The organism is Ruegeria sp. YKSF070, assembly GCF_059612725.1.
In genome coordinates this window covers 1-16,478 of record NZ_JBXWRD010000008.1, presented here as the reverse complement: position 1 = coordinate 16,478, position 16,478 = coordinate 1, and the positions used below count along the sequence as shown (strand labels likewise).

At 65.8% G+C, this 16,478-nt stretch carries 16 protein-coding genes; 8 read left to right on the top strand and 8 right to left on the bottom strand.

What is annotated here, in order from left to right; translation table 11 throughout:
- Nucleotide 1: 1 nt before the first annotated feature.
- From AC2FL1_RS06150 to AC2FL1_RS06140, 3 genes are all read right to left on the bottom strand, one after another.
- Nucleotides 2-931, bottom strand: a complete 930-nt coding sequence (locus AC2FL1_RS06150; RefSeq protein WP_496824303.1) for a methylenetetrahydrofolate reductase — start codon at nt 929-931, stop codon at nt 2-4.
- Nucleotides 932-957: 26 nt separating this feature from the next.
- Nucleotides 958-1,254 (bottom strand): virulence factor, encoded by a 297-nt coding sequence (locus AC2FL1_RS06145; RefSeq protein ID WP_496876311.1) that lies wholly within the window; start codon nt 1,252-1,254, stop codon nt 958-960.
- A 250-nt stretch (nt 1,255-1,504) separates the two neighbouring features.
- On the bottom strand, nt 1,505-3,388 hold the full coding sequence (locus tag AC2FL1_RS06140) for a PhoX family protein (protein ID WP_496876310.1): 1,884 nt from the start codon (nt 3,386-3,388) through the stop codon (nt 1,505-1,507).
- Between the two features lie 181 nt (nt 3,389-3,569).
- Here AC2FL1_RS06140 and AC2FL1_RS06135 point away from each other — a divergent pair, with 181 nt between their 5' ends.
- Nucleotides 3,570-4,682, top strand: coding sequence for a Ppx/GppA phosphatase family protein (locus AC2FL1_RS06135; RefSeq protein ID WP_234136766.1), 1,113 nt, complete (start codon nt 3,570-3,572; stop codon nt 4,680-4,682).
- A 66-nt stretch (nt 4,683-4,748) separates the two neighbouring features.
- Nucleotides 4,749-5,450: an RlmE family RNA methyltransferase gene (locus tag AC2FL1_RS06130; protein ID WP_234145165.1), complete on the top strand. Its 702-nt coding sequence runs from the start codon at nt 4,749-4,751 to the stop codon at nt 5,448-5,450.
- On the opposite strand, the gene AC2FL1_RS06125 is transcribed toward AC2FL1_RS06130, so the two are convergent.
- Both AC2FL1_RS06125 and AC2FL1_RS06120 read right to left on the bottom strand, forming a co-directional pair.
- Entirely contained in the window at nt 5,397-5,657 is a 261-nt protein-coding gene (locus AC2FL1_RS06125) for a hypothetical protein (RefSeq protein WP_496876309.1), read from the bottom strand. The genes AC2FL1_RS06130 and AC2FL1_RS06125 overlap by 54 nt on opposite strands.
- 153 nt (nt 5,658-5,810) lie before the next feature.
- Nucleotides 5,811-6,659 carry a YihY/virulence factor BrkB family protein gene (locus tag AC2FL1_RS06120; protein WP_496823860.1) on the bottom strand — a complete coding sequence of 283 codons (849 nt, stop codon included), beginning with the start codon at nt 6,657-6,659 and terminating at the stop codon, nt 5,811-5,813.
- A 170-nt stretch (nt 6,660-6,829) separates the two neighbouring features.
- Between AC2FL1_RS06120 and AC2FL1_RS06115 the strand changes: the two genes are divergently transcribed.
- From AC2FL1_RS06115 to cls, 3 genes are read left to right on the top strand one after another with little or no spacing between them, the layout of a single operon-like run.
- A complete protein-coding gene (locus AC2FL1_RS06115; RefSeq protein ID WP_496876308.1) occupies nt 6,830-7,903 on the top strand; it encodes an AI-2E family transporter in 1,074 nt (357 codons plus the stop codon).
- Complete coding sequence (locus AC2FL1_RS06110; protein ID WP_496876307.1) at nt 7,900-9,030, top strand: acetoin utilization protein AcuC; 1,131 nt, start codon at nt 7,900-7,902, stop codon at nt 9,028-9,030. The genes AC2FL1_RS06115 and AC2FL1_RS06110 overlap by 4 nt, the downstream gene beginning before the upstream one ends.
- Before the next feature lie 50 nt (nt 9,031-9,080).
- Nucleotides 9,081-10,493 carry a cardiolipin synthase gene (gene cls, locus AC2FL1_RS06105; protein ID WP_496876306.1) on the top strand — a complete coding sequence of 471 codons (1,413 nt, stop codon included), beginning with the start codon at nt 9,081-9,083 and terminating at the stop codon, nt 10,491-10,493.
- A gap of 9 nt (nt 10,494-10,502) precedes the next feature.
- Here cls and AC2FL1_RS06100 read toward each other — a convergent pair whose 3' ends face one another.
- Together AC2FL1_RS06100 and AC2FL1_RS06095 are read right to left on the bottom strand one after the other, a co-directional pair.
- Entirely contained in the window at nt 10,503-10,937 is a 435-nt protein-coding gene (locus tag AC2FL1_RS06100) for an ion channel (RefSeq protein WP_496823866.1), read from the bottom strand.
- A gap of 96 nt (nt 10,938-11,033) precedes the next feature.
- Complete coding sequence (locus AC2FL1_RS06095) at nt 11,034-11,339, bottom strand: hypothetical protein (protein WP_496823868.1); 306 nt, start codon at nt 11,337-11,339, stop codon at nt 11,034-11,036.
- A gap of 151 nt (nt 11,340-11,490) precedes the next feature.
- Here AC2FL1_RS06095 and AC2FL1_RS06090 point away from each other — a divergent pair, with 151 nt between their 5' ends.
- From AC2FL1_RS06090 to AC2FL1_RS06080, 3 genes are read left to right on the top strand one after another with little or no spacing between them, the layout of a single operon-like run.
- On the top strand, nt 11,491-12,141 hold the full coding sequence (locus AC2FL1_RS06090; RefSeq protein WP_496876305.1) for an ABC transporter ATP-binding protein: 651 nt from the start codon (nt 11,491-11,493) through the stop codon (nt 12,139-12,141).
- Nucleotides 12,138-14,552 (top strand): FtsX-like permease family protein, encoded by a 2,415-nt coding sequence (locus tag AC2FL1_RS06085; protein WP_496876384.1) that lies wholly within the window; start codon nt 12,138-12,140, stop codon nt 14,550-14,552. The genes AC2FL1_RS06090 and AC2FL1_RS06085 overlap by 4 nt, the downstream gene beginning before the upstream one ends.
- Nucleotides 14,542-15,585, top strand: coding sequence for a lipocalin-like domain-containing protein (locus AC2FL1_RS06080; RefSeq protein ID WP_496876304.1), 1,044 nt, complete (start codon nt 14,542-14,544; stop codon nt 15,583-15,585). The genes AC2FL1_RS06085 and AC2FL1_RS06080 overlap by 11 nt, the downstream gene beginning before the upstream one ends.
- Before the next feature lie 52 nt (nt 15,586-15,637).
- On the opposite strand, the gene AC2FL1_RS06075 is transcribed toward AC2FL1_RS06080, so the two are convergent.
- A partial coding sequence (locus AC2FL1_RS06075) for a catalase family protein (protein ID WP_496876303.1) occupies nt 15,638-16,478 on the bottom strand: 841 nt, incomplete at its 5' end.

The window sequence follows — 16,478 nt, the reverse complement described above, 5'->3', positions numbered from 1 at the left end:
TTCAGGTCGGGTTTACGGGGCGGGTGCTGGCACCGCCGTTATTGATCGCCCAGGTGGCATTGGTCTTGATGCCGCCCAGCGGGAAGAAGTGCACATTGGTGATGTTGAAATCGGGGTTGGCGGCCTTGTGGGCGGCCAGTTCGGTCACGACATCATTGGGTTCATAGGGCAGCAGCAGCTTGGATACGTCCATCGCGCGCTTTTGCAGCACTTTCAGAGAAGGGCCGACGCCGCAGGCGATGGCGAACTTGATCAGGGTCTGCAGCTTGGCCGGGCCCGCGATGCCGATATGGATCGGCAGGTCGATGCCGGCATCCTTGAGCCCGTTCGCCCAGGCGATGATCGGCTTGGCCTCGAAACAGAACTGCGTTGCCAGTGCCATCTGGGCATCGGTGGTCTCGTTGAATTTCTGCTTCCAGCGCAGCGCGTCCATCACATTGGCATCGCCGCCCTTGGGGTCGATGTCCTTGTTGCCCTCGGGGTGGCCTGCGACGTGCAGACGCTTGAACCCTGCCTTGTCAAAGAGGCCGGTTTCCATCAGTTGCATCGAGCAGTGGAAGTCGCCATGCGGCTCTGCCACGCCACCTGCCAGCAGCAGCGCCTGCTCGACCCCGGCCTCGCCCTGATACATGGCGATCCAGTTTTCCAGCGTCTTGGCATCCTTGATGATACGCGCCGGGAAATGCGGCATCACCGGATAGCCCTCGGCGGCCAGCCGCTTGGCGGTTGCCACCATATCCTCGATCGGCGTGCCCTCGATATGGGCGATATAGACGCGGGTGCCATCGGGCAGCAGGGCGCGGAAATCCTCGACCTTTTCCGCGGTGCGCGGCATCACCTCGATCGAGTAATCCTTGAGAAAGGCCTCGACGGTGGGGTTCACGGGGCCGTTCTCGACCGTCTCGCGTTTCTTGAAGTTCAGCAAAGCCATCACGGCCTCCCATATGCTCTGCGGGCTCATGCCCAACCGTCGTTTGCAATCAGCGCCTTGATGCGGTCGCGATCGTATTCCCGTTCCAGACGCTGGGCCTCGGCCTCGACGATATCCGCCGGGTCACCGGCAACCTCGTAAGGTTCGGCCTTGCGCCACTCGGCCAGATAGGCATCGGTGTCCTGCGCGCCCACTTTCATCGCGGCGCGGTCGATGGCCTGCTCGAACCGTTCCCCCAACTGACGCTTGGCGCCGCGGCGGCCTTTGCCGACGATGACCTGAGCCGGGATGTCCCGCCAGTAGACGATGGTAACCTCGGGCATGCAGTCGATTCCTCCTGATCCGGTGAGCCGGTTCTAGCGGTCAATATGGGGCGGGGTCGGTCCGATTTCGACACGTGCGCGATGTGCAGCGACCTTTGTCGTTTTCGGACCTTCCGCGAGTCACGGCTTAGCGCGGATCGCCTGCCCGTGCCTTCCCGAATTCTTCAGCAAGATGATGAGCAATGATCATGTCACGAAAATCCCCGGGGCCTTGTGGCGCCCGGGGCTCTTGTTCGCACAGTGAGGTGTGTCAGCCGACCAGGCCGCCATCCTCACGCGTAACGGCGATGATGGCCGAACGCGGCACGCTGTCACCACCATCGGGCCAGTGGCTGTCGCCATCCTCACCCGGATGCTGCACGCCCACGAACATAGTGCGGCGGTCGGCCGACCAGCACAGGCCGGTGATCTCGGCCTCGCGCGGGCCGACCAGAAAGCGGCGGATCTCACCGGTCACCGGATCGCCCGCCAGCATCTGGTTGTTGCCCTGACCGGCGAAATCACCCTCGTTCGAGTATTTGCCGTCGGTCTGGATCCAGAGCAGCCCGTTGCTGTCGAATGCCAGCCCGTCGGGCGAGTTGAACATGTTGCCCGCGTTGACGTTTTGTGACCCCGCATTGGCATCGGAATGCACCGTCGGGTTTCCCGCCAGCACGAACAGATCCCAGTCGAAGCCTTCGGCGGTATGGTCGCCGCCTTCCGGGCGCCAGCGCACAATCTGGCCATAGTTGTTCTTTTCGCGCGGATTGGGCCCTTCGGCCGGGGTCTCGTCGCCGCCCTTGTTTGGCTTGACGCCGCGGTTCTTGTTGTTGGTCAGCGCGCAATAGACCTCGTCCGCGTTCGGATTGGCGGTGACCCATTCGGGGCGGTCCATGGTGGTGGCACCCATTTTCGAGGCCGCGATCCGGGTATGGATGCAGATTTCGGCCTGGCTCATGCCGGTGGCCTCGGGCGTCAGCGCCAGCCACATACCCCTGCCCGACGCGTCGAACTTGGCCGCGTAAAGCGTGCCATTTTCCATCAGCTCGTCGGTATCGACACCGGCAGCATAGACCCCGTCCGAGACATAGCGGTAGAGGAATTCACCCCGCTCGTCATCGCCCATATAGATCACCAGACGCCCGTCGCGATTTACGACACATTCGGCATTCTCGTGCTTGAAGCGGCCCAGCGCGGTGCGCTTCTTGGGTGTCGAATTCGGGTCGCGCGGGTCGATCTCGACCACGTAACCGGCACGGTTGGGTTCGTTGGGATTCTTTGCAACGTCAAAGCGGTCGTCCACGCGCGCCCAGCCATAGCCCCAGTCCTTGGACGAGACACCATAGCGCGCCAATTCCGCCGAAACCTCATGCGCCTCGTCAGCGGCGGAGAAGTAGCCGTTGAAGTTCTCTTCGCAGGCCAGATAGGTGCCCCAGGGGGTGGTGCCCGAGCCGCAGTTGTTCCAGGTGCCGAAGGTGACCGTGCCGGTCGGATCAGCGGCGGTTTTCATCAGGTCGTGGCCTGCGGCGGGGCCGGTCAGGGACATCTCGGTACGCGGCGTGATGCGGCGGTTATAGGGGCTGTCGGTGACCACCTGCCAATGGCTGCCGTCATGGGCCAGTTCGACCACGGTTACGCCATGGGCCAGTAGACCCTTTTCCACGTCGTCATCGGTCTCGGCCTTGCCCTCGGCGCGGTTGCCCCAGATGATCTCGCGGTTGGTGTATTCGTTGTTCACCACCAGCAGGGTGCGACCCTGATGATGGAACACCTCCATCCCGTCGGTATTGTCGCCAAAGGCGCGCGCCTGGCTGGCGGCGGTGCCGCGCGTGGCCTGATCGAAGGCCACCCCATCCGACCACAGCGGGTCGGCCCAGCGCACCAGAACCTCGGCCTTGAACCCTTTTGGCACCACGATCTCGTCCGCGGTCGAGGCTGCCACAGCCTCAAAGGCAAAGCGGTTGGTCGCGGCCTCGGCCCCGCGCGGCAGAACCGCACCGCCAAGGGCCGCAAACCCGCCCATTGCCAGCACCCCGCCCAGGAAGCCACGACGCGACAGCGCCTCTTCAACGACATGGTCGAAATCGCAATCCTCGGGGCGCGGGTTCATCGCCTCGTCAAACTCGTCAAATGTCAGGCTGCGGTCGTTTTTCATAGCGTGCTCCATGGCTTGCCAGCAGAATCCCTGCCGGCACGGCAGCCGGCGATAGCAGATGCAGTCGCACGGCTTTGTTAAACCTGTATGACGGTTCTGCCCTCTGCCCCCGGGAAATCTCTTGCGCCGCGCGGGAACGGATCCTAGGTTCAAGCTAACACGAAATCGGAGGGCGTGAAACATGGCGCCCAAGCGTCCCAAAGGTGCGGGCGCGTTCCCGAAAGCGGTCGAAAGCCCCGCGCCGAACCGGCCGGATCCGGACGCCCTCTATGCGGCGCTCGATCTCGGCACAAACAGTTGCCGCATGCTGATCGCCCAGCCCAAGGGCAGCGGTTTCCATGTGGTGGACAGCTTCTCTAAATCCGTCCAACTCGGAGCTGGGCTGGAACGGACAGGTCGTCTGTCGCGCTCGTCGATGGCGCGCACCATACAGGCGCTGCGTATCTGCCAGCAGAAGATCAAGCGCAACAAGGTGCACCGGATGAGGCTGGTCGCGACCGAAGCCTGCCGCCGCGCCAAGAACGCGCGTGAATTCATCCGCGATGTAAAGCGCGAGACCGGTCTGACACTGGAGATCATCCAGCCCGAGGAAGAGGCCCGGCTGGCCGTGATCTCCTGCGCGCCACTGGTCTCGACCCGCTCGGAGCAACTGCTGGTGGTGGATATCGGCGGTGGCTCGACCGAGCTTGTCTGGATCGACCTGACATCGGTGCCGCGCCGCGACCGCCCCTCGGCCATCATGCGGCTGCATGCGGGGTTTCACCCGCCCGAGAGCCCCTTTCCCGCCGCAAAGGTGGTGGACTGGATCAGCGTGCCGCTGGGGGTCGCGACCCTGCGCGACCAGTTCAACGATGTCGAGGACGATTCTGCGCGCTTTGCGCTGATGAGCTGGTTCTTCGAAGAACAGCTGGCCGATTTCGTGCCCTATAGCAGTCAACTGGGCCGTGACCGGTTCCAGATCGTCGGCACCAGCGGCACCGTCACCACGGTGGCGGCCAGCCATCTGGGGCTGAAGCGGTATGACCGGACCAAGGTCGACGGGCTTCGCATGACCAGCGAGCAGATCGACAAGGTGATCCGGGGTTATCTGGACCTGGGTCCGCAGGGTCGCCGCCGCGACCCGCGTATCGGCGAGGACCGCCATGCGCTGATCATGTCGGGTTCGGCCATTCTTCAGGCGCTGCTCCGATGCTGGCCCACCAACCGGCTGTCGGTGGCCGACCGGGGCCTGCGCGAAGGCTTGCTCTACGCGCAGATGAGCGCCGACGGGGTACTGGAGGATGGACCGTTCTAGGCGTGTCCGGCTTGAATCCGGCGGCCAATCGCCGTATCGCCCAGAGCGAAAGAGAGGCCAGACGACATGGCAAAGAACACATCCGGACGCGGACAGCGTGACCTGAAGGTCAAGGTCAAGACCGCCCGCGGGCGCAAGCTCAGCTCGACCCGCTGGCTGCAACGCCAGTTGAACGACCCCTATGTCAAGCGGGCGCAGGCCGAAGGCTATCGCGGGCGCGCGGCGTTCAAGATCCTAGAACTGGACGACAAGTTCCGCTTTCTGGTGCCCGGTGCCCGGGTGGTCGATCTCGGTTGCGCCCCCGGCGGCTGGTGCCAGGTCGCGGTCAAGCGCGTCAACGCGCTGGGCGAGCGCAGCGACAAGCGCGTGGGCCGGGTGCTGGGCATCGACCTGCAAGAGGTCGAACCGATCGCGGGGGCCGAGATCCATCAGCTCGATTTCCTCGACGACGGTGCCGATGACCGGATCAAGGAGTGGCTGGGCGGCAAGGCGGATGTGGTGATGTCGGACATGGCGGCCTCGTCTTCGGGCCACAAGCAGACCGATCACCTGCGGATCATCGCACTGTGCGAGGCCGCGGCCTATCTGGCCTTTGACGTGCTCGAAGAAGGTGGCACGTTCGTGGCCAAGGTACTGGCCGGGGGGGCGGAGGGTGATCTGCAAAAACTGCTCAAGCAGAAATTCACCAAGGTCGCCAACGTGAAACCGCCCGCCTCACGTTCGGACAGTTCCGAAAAGTTTGTGGTGGCCACCGGCTTTCGCGGCTAGGCGGGCGCCGTTTTCCGTCGCGGAAAACGGCCCGGAAAACATCTGTTTTCCGGCTCCTGCCGCAGGCAAATACCCAGAATTCAGCCGTTGTGGCTGAAACGACGCCGCAGCACGCGACAGCAGGCACAGCGCATCGCCGGCGTTCAGCGATTGCGCGAATAGCCGCGCGCCCATCGCCTCGGCCCGGCTTTGCTGATCCAGGAACATGAACAGGCGGGCATGTCTGCCCCCATCGCAAAGAGCTGGCATCTGATTTCTCCTGCAGCAGGGGCCTTCTGGCCCATGAACCGTCAACCTGCCACGCGGTTCTGCCGATCCGATGGCACAATCAAGGCCGCTTCTAGGCAGTCGGCTCTCAGCCTATTCGCCCGCCAAGTCCATCAAGGCGCCGTTGAACTCGGCGCCCAGAATCAGGATCGCGGCATTCAGATACAGAAAGATCAGCGCCGCCATCGCCCCAGCCAGTCCGGCATAGGTCGCTGAATAACTGGCGAAATTCGCGATGTAGAGAGAGAATCCCCAGCCGCAACCGGCCCAGAGCACCAGCGTCAGCACCACCCCCGGAAGGATCCGCCTGAGCGGATGCCGCCGCGCGGGCAAGAGGGCATGGCAGGCCAGCACCGCGCCCGCCGGCATCGCGACCACGAAAATCCAGCTCAGCCGCTCGACCGACAACCAGTCGGGCGCCTCTCCCGGCAGGGCCTCGGTGACCAGCCGGGTATAGATCGGCATCGCCACCTCGAACGCGGCCACCGCCAGCACGATGGCACCGCCCCCCACCACGATCCCGATGCACAGCAGCCGGGTCTTCCAGAAGGGCCGCGTATCCGCGTCGTGATAGGCCCGCGAGATCGCCTCGCGCACCGCATCCACCCCGTTCGAGGCAAAATAGACCGCCAGCACGCCGCCCACCGTCATGACGCGCGAATTCGCTCCCTCCAGCACCGCATTCAGCTCCGCCACGATGGGGGTGGCAACCTGTTCGGGCCAGGTGCCAAAGATCAGTTGGATCAGGTCGTCGGTCACCAGATTTTGGCTGAGACTGCCCGCCAGCGCCACGGTAAAGAGGATGAAAGGAAACAGCGCCATCATCATCGACATCGCAACATGGCTGCTCATGACAAAACCGCTTTTGGCCTGAAACCGGCTCAACGCCAGCCAGACCGCGCGCAGCGGCAGGGGAAGGGAGGGATTCGCCGGACGCGTCATGGGGTCAATCTAGCCGCTGGTGGTACCGGGTTCCAGCCGTGCCACGATCGCGCGGGAACAGAAGGTCCCGGCGGCGCACCTGACGCATCGCTCAGCACAGTCGGCCCTGCCTGTCCGCAATGGTGTCCGCGATTGCAGCCGGGAGCAGGTCCGTGCAACATGGCTGCGACATGCCACAGCCCGATCCCGCCCCCACCCCGACGCGCCCGCAGCTGGCCCAGTTGCGCGACATTGCCATCCTGCTGGCGCTCGCCGTATTGGCGCTTTATGCCGGAGCGGGATTTCTGATCCCGCTGGCGCTGGCCTTTCTGGTCTATGTTCTGGTCACCGCGATCAGCGACCGGGTCCATGCCGCGACCGGCGCGCCGGTCTGGCTGACCACGCTGGCGGGGATCACGGTGGTTCTTGCCGGTCTCTTCGTCATGATCGCGGTGATTGGGGGGCAGGCCACGCAATTCGCCCGTGCCATCGCAAGTTACGAGAATGCCTTTGACGAGGCGGTGACCCGGGTTGCGGCACTCTTGGGCGAAGAGGTTACCGGTTTCGTGCGCGACAACCTGATCCGCATTGACCTGTCTGCCCTGACCCGGACGGCGCTGGGCAGCGCCACCTCGCTTCTCAACACCTTCCTGCTGGTCTCGCTTTATGTGGCGTTCCTACTGGCCGAGCGGCGGGTGCTTGGCATCAAGCTGCTGCTGGCCGCCCGTGACCCTCAACTGGGCCGGGACATGAGTCAGGTGATGGAGGCGATCTCGCACAATCTGCAAAGTTACCTAGGGGTCAAGACATTCGTCAGCCTGCTGACCGCCGGCATCAGCTATGTCGTGTTCACTCTGCTGGGGCTGGAGTTTGCCGAGACCTGGGCGGTGCTGACATTCGCGCTGAACTTCATTCCCTCGATCGGGTCCATCGTGGCGGTGATCTTTCCGGCGCTTGCCTCGCTGGTGCAGTTCGACACCATCACGCCCTTTCTGGTCATCGTTTTCTTTTGCGGCACGGTGCAATTCCTGATCGGCAATTTCCTCGACCCGGCGCTGTTGGGGCGGTCGCTGAACATGTCCACCTTCATGGTGATCCTGGCGCTGACCTTCTGGACGGCGGTCTGGGGGCTGATCGGTGCCTTTCTCAGCGTGCCGCTCACGGTCTGCATGCTGATCGTGTTCCGCCATGTCCCCGCGCTGCGCCCGGTGGCGGTGCTGATGTCCAAGGACGGCCACCCCGAGGCGCAGGGCCCAAACGCGTGACAGCCCCCCTGCCCGAGGCCCTGTTCATCGGTTCCGAGATCTATCGTCGCTCGACCTATGGCGCGGTGCATCCGCTGGCGATCCCGCGCGTGTCCACCGTGATCGATCTATGCCGGGCGCTGGGCTGGTTCGCACCCGGCCAATACCGCACCAGCCCGCGCGCGCGTCCGGCCGCGCTCACCGCGTTTCACACACCCGACTATATCGCCGCGCTGCAACGGGCCGAGGCCGAACAGGCGGTGAGCGAGGAGACCCGCACCCGCCACGGTTTGGGCACCCTGCCCAACCCGGTCTTTGCCGAGATGTTCCGACGCCCGGCCACGGCGGCGGGCGGCTCGCTCTTGGGGGCCGAACTGGTGGCGCAGGGCCATCGCGTGTTCAACCCCGGCGGCGGCACCCATCACGGCTTTGCCGACCGCGCGGGCGGCTTCTGCTATCTCAATGACCCGGTGCTGGCGATCCTGGCGCTGCAACGGCTGGGCTGCACCCGCGTCGCCTATGTCGATATCGACGCGCATCATTGCGACGGGGTCGCTTCGGCCTTTCAGGGGTCGCAGACGGTGCGCATGGTCTCGGTCCACGAGGCGCGGCGCTGGCCCTTTACCGGCGCGCTCGAGGAGGACGCCGGCGGCGCGGCGCTGAACCTGCCGGTGGGGCGCGGGCTGAATGACAGCGAGTTCGCGCTGATCCTCGACCGGCTGATCCTGCCTGCGGTCTCCGGTTTCCGCCCCGACGCGGTGGTGTTGCAATGCGGCGCCGATGCGGTGGCCGAGGACCCGCTGTCGCGGCTGGCGCTGTCCAACTGCGCGCACCGGGACACGGTGCGGGCACTGGCGGCACTCTGCCCGCGCCTGCTGGTGCTGGGCGGCGGCGGCTACAACCCGTGGAGCGTGGCGCGCGCCTGGACCGGGGTCTGGGCCACGCTCAGCGGCGCCGAGATCCCCGACCGCCTGCCCCCCGAGGTCGAGGCGGTGCTGCGCGACCTCACGTGGCAGCGACAGCGCCACGCGCCCCGCCCCGAGACCTGGTTCACCACGCTGGCCGACACGCCGCGCCCCGGCCCGATCCGGCCCGAGCTGCGCGCGGACCTGTCCCGGCTGGAACAGAGGATGCGGGCCGAGGACTGAACCGGCATCCGGGGCTATGCCATCGCGCGTGCGCCTGCTAAGGCTTTGACATGTGGACCGCTCTTCTGTCGCTGATCGTCTTCTGCCTCTACGGGGCGTCGATCGTCTGCGCGGTGCAGGCGGCGCGCACCGCGCGCACGCCGCAGGGCGCGGTCGGCTGGGTGGTGTTCCTGCTCACCCTGCCCTGGGCCTCGGTGCCGCTTTACATGTTTCTGGGGCATCACCGATTTCGCGGCTACCGTATAGCGCGGCGCGAGAGTGAGCGGGTGGTGGCCGGGCTGCGCGCCCATGCTGATGCCACCGCCCCCGATCCCGACCGCGTGATGGTCAACACCCGCCCCTTTGAAAAGATCGCCCATATGGCGGTCAGCCGGGGCAATGGCGCCCGGCTGCTGGTCGATGGCGAGGCCACATTTGCCGCGCTCTTTGCCGCCATCGATGCCGCACGCCACTATGTGCTGATCCAGTTCTATATCGTGCGCGACGACGATCTGGGGCTGGAGCTGCGCGACCGGCTGATCGCAGCGTCCCGGCGCGGGGTCAAGGTGCGGTTCCTGACCGATGCCATCGGCAGCTACCGTTTGTCGGACAGCTATGTCGAGGATCTGCGCGCCGCCGGAATCGACATCGCCGACCCGCGCAAGCAACGCGGCCCCAACACCCGGTTTCAGGTCAATTATCGCAACCATCGCAAGACGGTCGTGGTGGATGGGCATACCGGCTATATCGGCGGCCACAATGTGGGCGTCGAATATCTGGGCCAGGACGCGGCGATGGGCCGTTGGCGCGATACTCATTTGGAAATCACCGGTCCCACGGTCCTGCAACTCCAGCTGGTCTTTGCCGAGGACTGGCATTGGGCGCGGGGCGAGGATCTGCTCGATCTTCTCATTTGGGAGACCAGACTGGCCCCGCAGGATGCAAATGCCCTGATCGTCGCCACAGGGCCCGGTGACCGAACCGAAAGCGGCGCGATGATGTTCTTTGCCGCGATTACAGCGGCACAGCGCCGGTTCTGGATCGCCTCGCCGTATTTCGTGCCCGATCTCGACATTCTGGCGGCGCTGAAGCACGCCGCGCTGCGCGGGGTGGATGTGCGCCTTCTGGTACCCGACGAGGCCGATCACACCATTCCCTGGCTGGCGGCCTTCGCCTATTTCGACGAGGTGCGCGAGGCCGGGGTACGCGTGATGCGCTATACCGACGGCTTTCTGCACCAAAAGGTATTCGTCGTCGATGATACCATCGCCGCCGTTGGCACAACCAACCTGGACAACCGCTCGTTCCGGCTGAATTTCGAGGCGATGGCGCTGTTCTTTGACGCAACCGTGGCCGCGCAGGTGGCGGCAATGCTGGAACATGATTTTGCCAGCAGCACCGAGCTGACACGCAGCCTGGCCGCGCAGCCCATGTTCATCCGCTACGGCGCGCCGCTGGCACGGCTGTTTGCCCCGATCCTGTAGACAAATCCTTTAGCGCGGCAGGCGGCCTTCGAAAATCCTGCCGATCAGCGCCACCAGATAGGCCGTGGACAGGCCAAAGGCCAACAGCCCCGCCACCGCGGCAAAGGCAGCAAAGATACGCAGGCCCGGCCCCAGCACGATGTCGCCATAGCCCAGCGTGGTATAGGTGACGAGCGAGAAATACAGCGCCTCGTTCCAGTCGGTCAGAACGTCGCTCCAGATCCAGACCCCGGCCCAGAGCCAGACCTGCAAAGTATGGGCCAGCACGATGAAGGCCAGCGAAACACTGATCACCGCCGCCGTGCGCATGGCGCGCGACAGATGTCGCAGCCGGATCGACAGGTGCACGATCACCAGGGTGCACCAGACCAGCAGCAGCACCTCGACCACGAAACACAGGCCCAGATACAGGCTGCCCCACATGATCTGTTGCAAGAGTGTCATCGTCGCCCGCCTTTGCCCCTTTTCGTTCTGGGCGCAGGATGACGGTGCAGGCCGGTGGGTGCAACCCCGCCGCGCCCTTGGGCCGCGGGGTCACGCTCAGCGTGTCTGCGCCATGCAGTCATTATAGGTTCGGGTGTAGATTTTCTTCCGCCGCTTTTCCTCGAATCGCTCCGACGCAGCCGACCCGGCATAGGCCGGTGCTCCCTGGGTCGCGGGCCCCGAGGAGCGCGATACCCCTACCCCGACCGAGCCGCCAAGGCGCAGCGTGGTGCGCCCCTGCGACCATTCGGTGTCGCGGATGCCGGCCTGTTTCAGCGCCCGTTCGTGGCACAGGGCAGCGCGATCCTGCGCCAGCGCGGGCACGGCGAAAAGGGCAAAAAGAAGAATGGACAATCTGAACATAAGGCGGCTCCTATCCCCCTGCACATGGGAGCGCGCCCGACCGATTGCAATCGCTGCCCTGCGGCGAATGGGGACAATCGCGGCTTGGGGCTGGACAGCGGCAGAGGACGGACCATTCTCTGACCCATAACTGCCCGGAGGCCGCGCGCCCATGCTTCTGACCGTCGATACCGTGACCAAGACCTATCCGGGGGGGCGCCCGGTGCTGCGCGGGGCCTCGATCACGCTGGATCGAGGGCAGAGCTTGGCGCTGACCGGCGAAAGCGGCAGCGGCAAGAGCACGCTGTTGAACTTGACCGGTGCGCTGGACGGGTTCGACAGCGGCGAGATCACGCTGGACGGGGTGGCGCTGTCGCGACTTGACGATGCGGGCCGGGCGGCGCTGCGGCGCGACCAAGTGGCGCTGGTATTCCAGCAGTTCAACCTGATCCCGGCGCTGACCGTGGCACAGAACCTCTCGTTCCAGGCGCGGCTGGCCGGGCGGCTGGATGCCGATTGGCTGAATGAGATCACCGCGCGGCTGGGGTTGGAGGATCTGACCGAACGCTATCCCGAGCAGCTGTCGGGTGGTCAGCAACAGAGGGTCGCCATCGGTCGGGCGATGGCCGGTCGTCCGAAGCTGTTGCTGGCGGACGAGCCGACCGGCAACCTCGACGAGACCGCCGCCGGCACCGTGCTGGACCTGATGCTGGACCTGGTGCGCGACAGCGGCACGGCGCTGCTGTTGGTGACCCATTCGCAGGCCATCGCCGCCCGGCTGGATTGGCGCGCGCATCTGACCGGCGGGCGGGTGGCGGCGTGATCGGCGCCGCGCTTCTGGCGCTGGGGTCGCATTGGCGGCGCCATCCGATTCAGCTGGTGACGCTGCTCTTGGGCGTGGCGCTGGCCACCGGCCTCTGGTCGGCGGTGCAGGCCATCAATGGCGAGGCGCGCGCCTCTTATGCGCGCGCGGCCAGCCAGATCGGCGCCGACGGGCTGGACCGCCTGCGCCGCGCGGATGGGGCGGCTCTGACGCTTGATGACTATCTTGCCCTGCGCGAGGCGGGCTGGCAGGTGGCCGCCGTGCTCGAGGGCGAGATGCGGCTGGGTCCGCGCACGGTGGCGGTGACCGGCATAGACCTCTTGGCCTATCCCGACCTGCCTGCCATCGCCGAAAGCGCCGCCGCTGCCGAAATCGCCCCGGTCGAGGCGCTGACCGCGCCCGGACGCCTGTTTGCCGCGCCCGCATTGGCGCTGGCCTTGCAGGGCGAACCCGGCCTGCCGCCGGTGGTCGAAACCACCGCCCTGCCCCCCGACACGATGCTGACCGATATCGGCACCGCCGAGACGCTGCTGAACCGTCCCGGCCATATCTCGCATCTGCTGGTCCTGCCCAAGCAGCCGCTGCGCCGTGCCCCTCTGACCGAGATCGCCCCCGAACTGATCCGCCAGCCCGCTTCCGGAGCCCAGGACATCGCGCGGCTGACGGACAGCTTTCACCTCAACCTCACCGCCTTTGGGCTGCTCTCCTTCGTGGTGGGCCTGTTCATCGTACATGGCGCGGTCGGACTGGCGTTCGAGCAGCGACGCGGCCTTATTCGCACCCTGCGGGCGTTGGGCCTGCCGCTGCGGCTGTTGACCCGGCTCTTGCTGGCAGAGCTGTGCCTGCTGGCGCTGCTGGGCGGTGCGGCGGGGCTGGTGCTGGGCTATCTGGTCGCCGCCGCCTTGCTGCCAGATGTGGCCGCAACCCTGCGCGGGCTTTACGGGGCGCCGGTCTCGGGCGTGCTGGAACTCAGGCCGGTCTGGCTGCTGTCGGGCCTTGGCATGGCGGTGGCGGGCACCCTGCTGGCCAGTGCACAGGCGCTGTGGCGGCTGGCCCGCATGCCGATCCTGGCCGCGCCCGGACAGCGCGCCTGGGGCAGCGGGCGCCTGAACGCGCGGACCCAGCTGCTGCTGGCGTTGGCGCTATTGCTTACCGGACTGGCGGGATTTGCGCTGAGTGGCGGGCTGATCGGCGGGTTTGTCCTTTTGGGCGCGGTGCTGATGGCCGCCGCGCTGGCGCTGCCGCCGACCCTTTCGGTTCTGCTGACGATCGGCACTACGCGGGCGCGCGGCCCGGTTGCAGAATGGCTGTGGTCCGACATGCGGGCACAGCTGCCCGGCCTGTCACTTGCGCTGATGGCGCTGCTGCTGGCACTGGCCGCAAATATCGGCGTCGGCACCATGGTAGCGAGCTTTCGCCTCACCTTCGACGGCTGGCTTGACCAGCGGCTGACCTCGACCCTTTACGTCACTGCCCGCGACGATGCGCAGGGCGCCGCATTGGCGGACTGGCTGGAACCGCGCAGCGATGCGGTGCTGCCGATCCGTTCGGTCGAGATCGACCGCGCAGGCACGCCGCTGTTCGTCTATGGCATCGTCGATCACCCCAGCTATCGCAGCCACTGGCCGCTGATCGCGCGCAGCCCGCAGGACTGGGATCGGGTGATGCGCGGAGAGGCGGCTCTGATCAACGAACAGATGGCGCGGCGCGACGGGCTTTGGCCCGGTGACAGGGTCGAACTGGCCCCTGGCTGGACCCTGCCGGTGGCCGCAGTCTATTCCGATTACGGCAACCCGACCGGACAGGCCATCGTGGCGCTGGAGCAGTTATTGGACCGCTATCCCGGCACGCCCGACACAAGGTTCGGCGTGCATCTGGCGCCTGGGCAAGCCGATGCGTTGGCCGATGAGATCACCGCCACCTTCGACCTTCCCGCCGGCTCGGTGATCCGTCAGGAGACGCTCAAGGCGCGATCGCGGGCGATCTTTGAAAAGACCTTCCTGGTAACCGGCGCGCTCAACATTCTGACGCTGGGGGTAGCGGGGTTTGCCATCCTCACCAGCCTGCTGACGCTGTGGACACAACGATTGCCGCAACTTGCGCCGGTCTGGGCGCTGGGGCTGACGCGGGCCCGGCTGGCGCGGCTGGAACTGGCGCGCGCGGTGGCGCTGGCGGCGATGACGGCTCTGCTGGCACTGCCGCTGGGGTTGGTGCTGGCCTGGCTGCTCTTGGCGGTGATAAACGTGGCGGCCTTTGGCTGGCGGCTGCCGATGTATCTGTTCCCGCTCGACTGGCTGCGGCTGATCGGGCTGGCGCTGGCCACCGGGGCGCTGGCCGCCGCCCTGCCCGCGCTACGCCTATACCGCCTGCCGCCTGCCCACCTGCTGAGGGTCTTTGCCAATGAACGCTAGGCTGCTTGTCTTTCTGCTGCTCTGGCCCTGGGCGGCGCTGGCGCAGGGCTTTGCCGGACTGGGAACCGAGGCTGATGGCTTTGCGGTGCCAGAGCGCGGGCAAAGCCCCGCCTTTCCCGCCGATCACGGGCCACATCCCGATTTCCGCATCGAATGGTGGTATCTGACTGCCACGCTGACCGGGGCCGACGGGCGCGATTATGGCCTGCAATGGACCCTGTTCCGCTCGGCCCTGAAACCGGGCGATGCCCAGGGCTGGCAAAGCCCGCAACTGTGGATGGGACATGCCGCCGTAACCACGCCCGACAGCCACCTCTTTGCCGAGCGACTGTCGCGCGGCGGCATCGGACAGGCAGGCGCCCAGGCCACCCCCTTTCGCGCCTGGATCGACGAATGGGAGATGGCGGGCGACATGGGGGGCGACATGGTGCTGCGCGCCGGGGGAAGCGATTTCGCCTATCATCTGACCATGCACGCCAAAGGGCCGCTGGTCCTGCATGGCGAAGGGGGCTATTCGGTCAAATCCGCCGCCGGTCAGGCCAGCTATTACTATTCGCAACCGTTTCTGGAGGTCTCAGGCAGCCTGACCCTGCCCGAGGGAGAGATGCCGGTGACCGGCCAGGCCTGGATCGACCGGGAATGGTCCTCGCAACCGCTGGCCGAGGATCAGAGCGGCTGGGACTGGTTCTCGCTGGTGCTGGACGATGGTAGCCGGGTGATGGCCTTTCGCCTGCGCGGCGACACGGATTTTGCATCTGGAACATGGATCGGACCCGATGGGCGCGCGACCGCCCTGCCCGATGGCAGCATCCACGCCGAGCCATTGGCCACCGCGCCCAGCGGAGCAGGCCCCGAGGTGCCGGTGCGCTGGCGGCTGGCGATCCCGGCACGGGGGCTGGATGTGACGGTCAAGGCGCTATACCCGCAGGCCTGGATGGGCACGTCTTTTGCCTATTGGGAAGGGCCGGTGCGCGTCAGCGGCAGCCACGCAGGACGTGGTTATCTGGAGATGACCGGCTACGGGGACGAGTAAGGCTGGGTCGCGCCCGAACGCAGAGGACGGGCGCGACCTTCTGCTTTCTGGCCTATACCCCTTCGGCGTTGCGGGCGCGGGCAAGTTCCTTGTAGACCTTGTTGCGCACCCGGTTCACAGCGCCCAGCGGGCGATGCTCGGGCAGCGTGTTCCACGGGTTGAAGGCCATCCGATCCCCTGCCGCAATGCGAGCCGCGCGCGCCACCGCGTCCCCCGCATCAAGCGCCGGGATCTCGATCCGTGCCAGTTTCACCCAGCCCGCCCCATTCTCGGTCCAGTTCACGTTTGGATCCTCGATCGGATGCGCTGCCACGTCCTCTTGCGGCTGGATATAGAAATCAAAGGCCGCCGCCTTGCCGTTCAACCCGTCAAGCAGTTGATCGGTCAGCCCATCCGCGCCCTCGACCCCGTCTCGCAACTCTCCGGGCGCAGGCGCCGGATCGGGCACCACGCGATGTTTCACCGCGATATCGCCATGCAGAAACGGTGTCGTGCTCCAATAGATTGCGCGCAGGGGCGAGGTCGGATGCTGATCGCCAAATTTCTGGGCCACCGCATAGATATCGTGACTGAAATACTTCTTGAGGAATTTCAGGTAGATCCCGTTCACGATTGCGGCAAGTGCCTCGTCCCCGTTACGCTTGAAATTCAGAACCTCGGAGACGAGATCGTTGAAGGCGGAATACTCGTTCAGATCGCCCTCGAAAAAGGTCTCGTTATCCACCAGCACGAAATCGAGCGTGCCCTTGGCATCCGCCGCCCCTTCGACGCGACTGCCCGGCACGCCGAAAAGCTTGATCGCCATGCCATGGGCATCGCCACCCTTGGGATCGTCGCGCCGTTCGGTACCGTTGGAAAACCGGATCAGCGCCGCATACTCACCGGGTTGCGCA

Excerpts from the sequence above, each read along its gene's own strand:
- AC2FL1_RS06125 (WP_496876309.1), bottom strand. The coding sequence starts at position 5,657 with ATGTTCCTGGATCAGCAAAGCCGGGCCGAGGCGATGGGCGCGCGGCTA.
- cls (WP_496876306.1), top strand. The coding sequence starts at position 9,081 with ATGTGGACCGCTCTTCTGTCGCTGATCGTCTTCTGCCTCTACGGGGCG.
- AC2FL1_RS06140 (WP_496876310.1), bottom strand. The coding sequence starts at position 3,388 with ATGAAAAACGACCGCAGCCTGACATTTGACGAGTTTGACGAGGCGATG.
- AC2FL1_RS06115 (WP_496876308.1), top strand. The coding sequence starts at position 6,830 with ATGCCACAGCCCGATCCCGCCCCCACCCCGACGCGCCCGCAGCTGGCC.
- AC2FL1_RS06095 (WP_496823868.1), bottom strand. The coding sequence starts at position 11,339 with ATGTTCAGATTGTCCATTCTTCTTTTTGCCCTTTTCGCCGTGCCCGCG.
- AC2FL1_RS06080 (WP_496876304.1), top strand. The coding sequence starts at position 14,542 with ATGAACGCTAGGCTGCTTGTCTTTCTGCTGCTCTGGCCCTGGGCGGCG.
- AC2FL1_RS06090 (WP_496876305.1), top strand. The coding sequence starts at position 11,491 with ATGCTTCTGACCGTCGATACCGTGACCAAGACCTATCCGGGGGGGCGC.
- AC2FL1_RS06145 (WP_496876311.1), bottom strand. The coding sequence starts at position 1,254 with ATGCCCGAGGTTACCATCGTCTACTGGCGGGACATCCCGGCTCAGGTC.
- AC2FL1_RS06100 (WP_496823866.1), bottom strand. The coding sequence starts at position 10,937 with ATGACACTCTTGCAACAGATCATGTGGGGCAGCCTGTATCTGGGCCTG.
- AC2FL1_RS06150 (WP_496824303.1), bottom strand. The coding sequence starts at position 931 with ATGGCTTTGCTGAACTTCAAGAAACGCGAGACGGTCGAGAACGGCCCC.
- AC2FL1_RS06130 (WP_234145165.1), top strand. The coding sequence starts at position 4,749 with ATGGCAAAGAACACATCCGGACGCGGACAGCGTGACCTGAAGGTCAAG.
- AC2FL1_RS06120 (WP_496823860.1), bottom strand. The coding sequence starts at position 6,659 with ATGACGCGTCCGGCGAATCCCTCCCTTCCCCTGCCGCTGCGCGCGGTC.
- AC2FL1_RS06135 (WP_234136766.1), top strand. The coding sequence starts at position 3,570 with ATGGCGCCCAAGCGTCCCAAAGGTGCGGGCGCGTTCCCGAAAGCGGTC.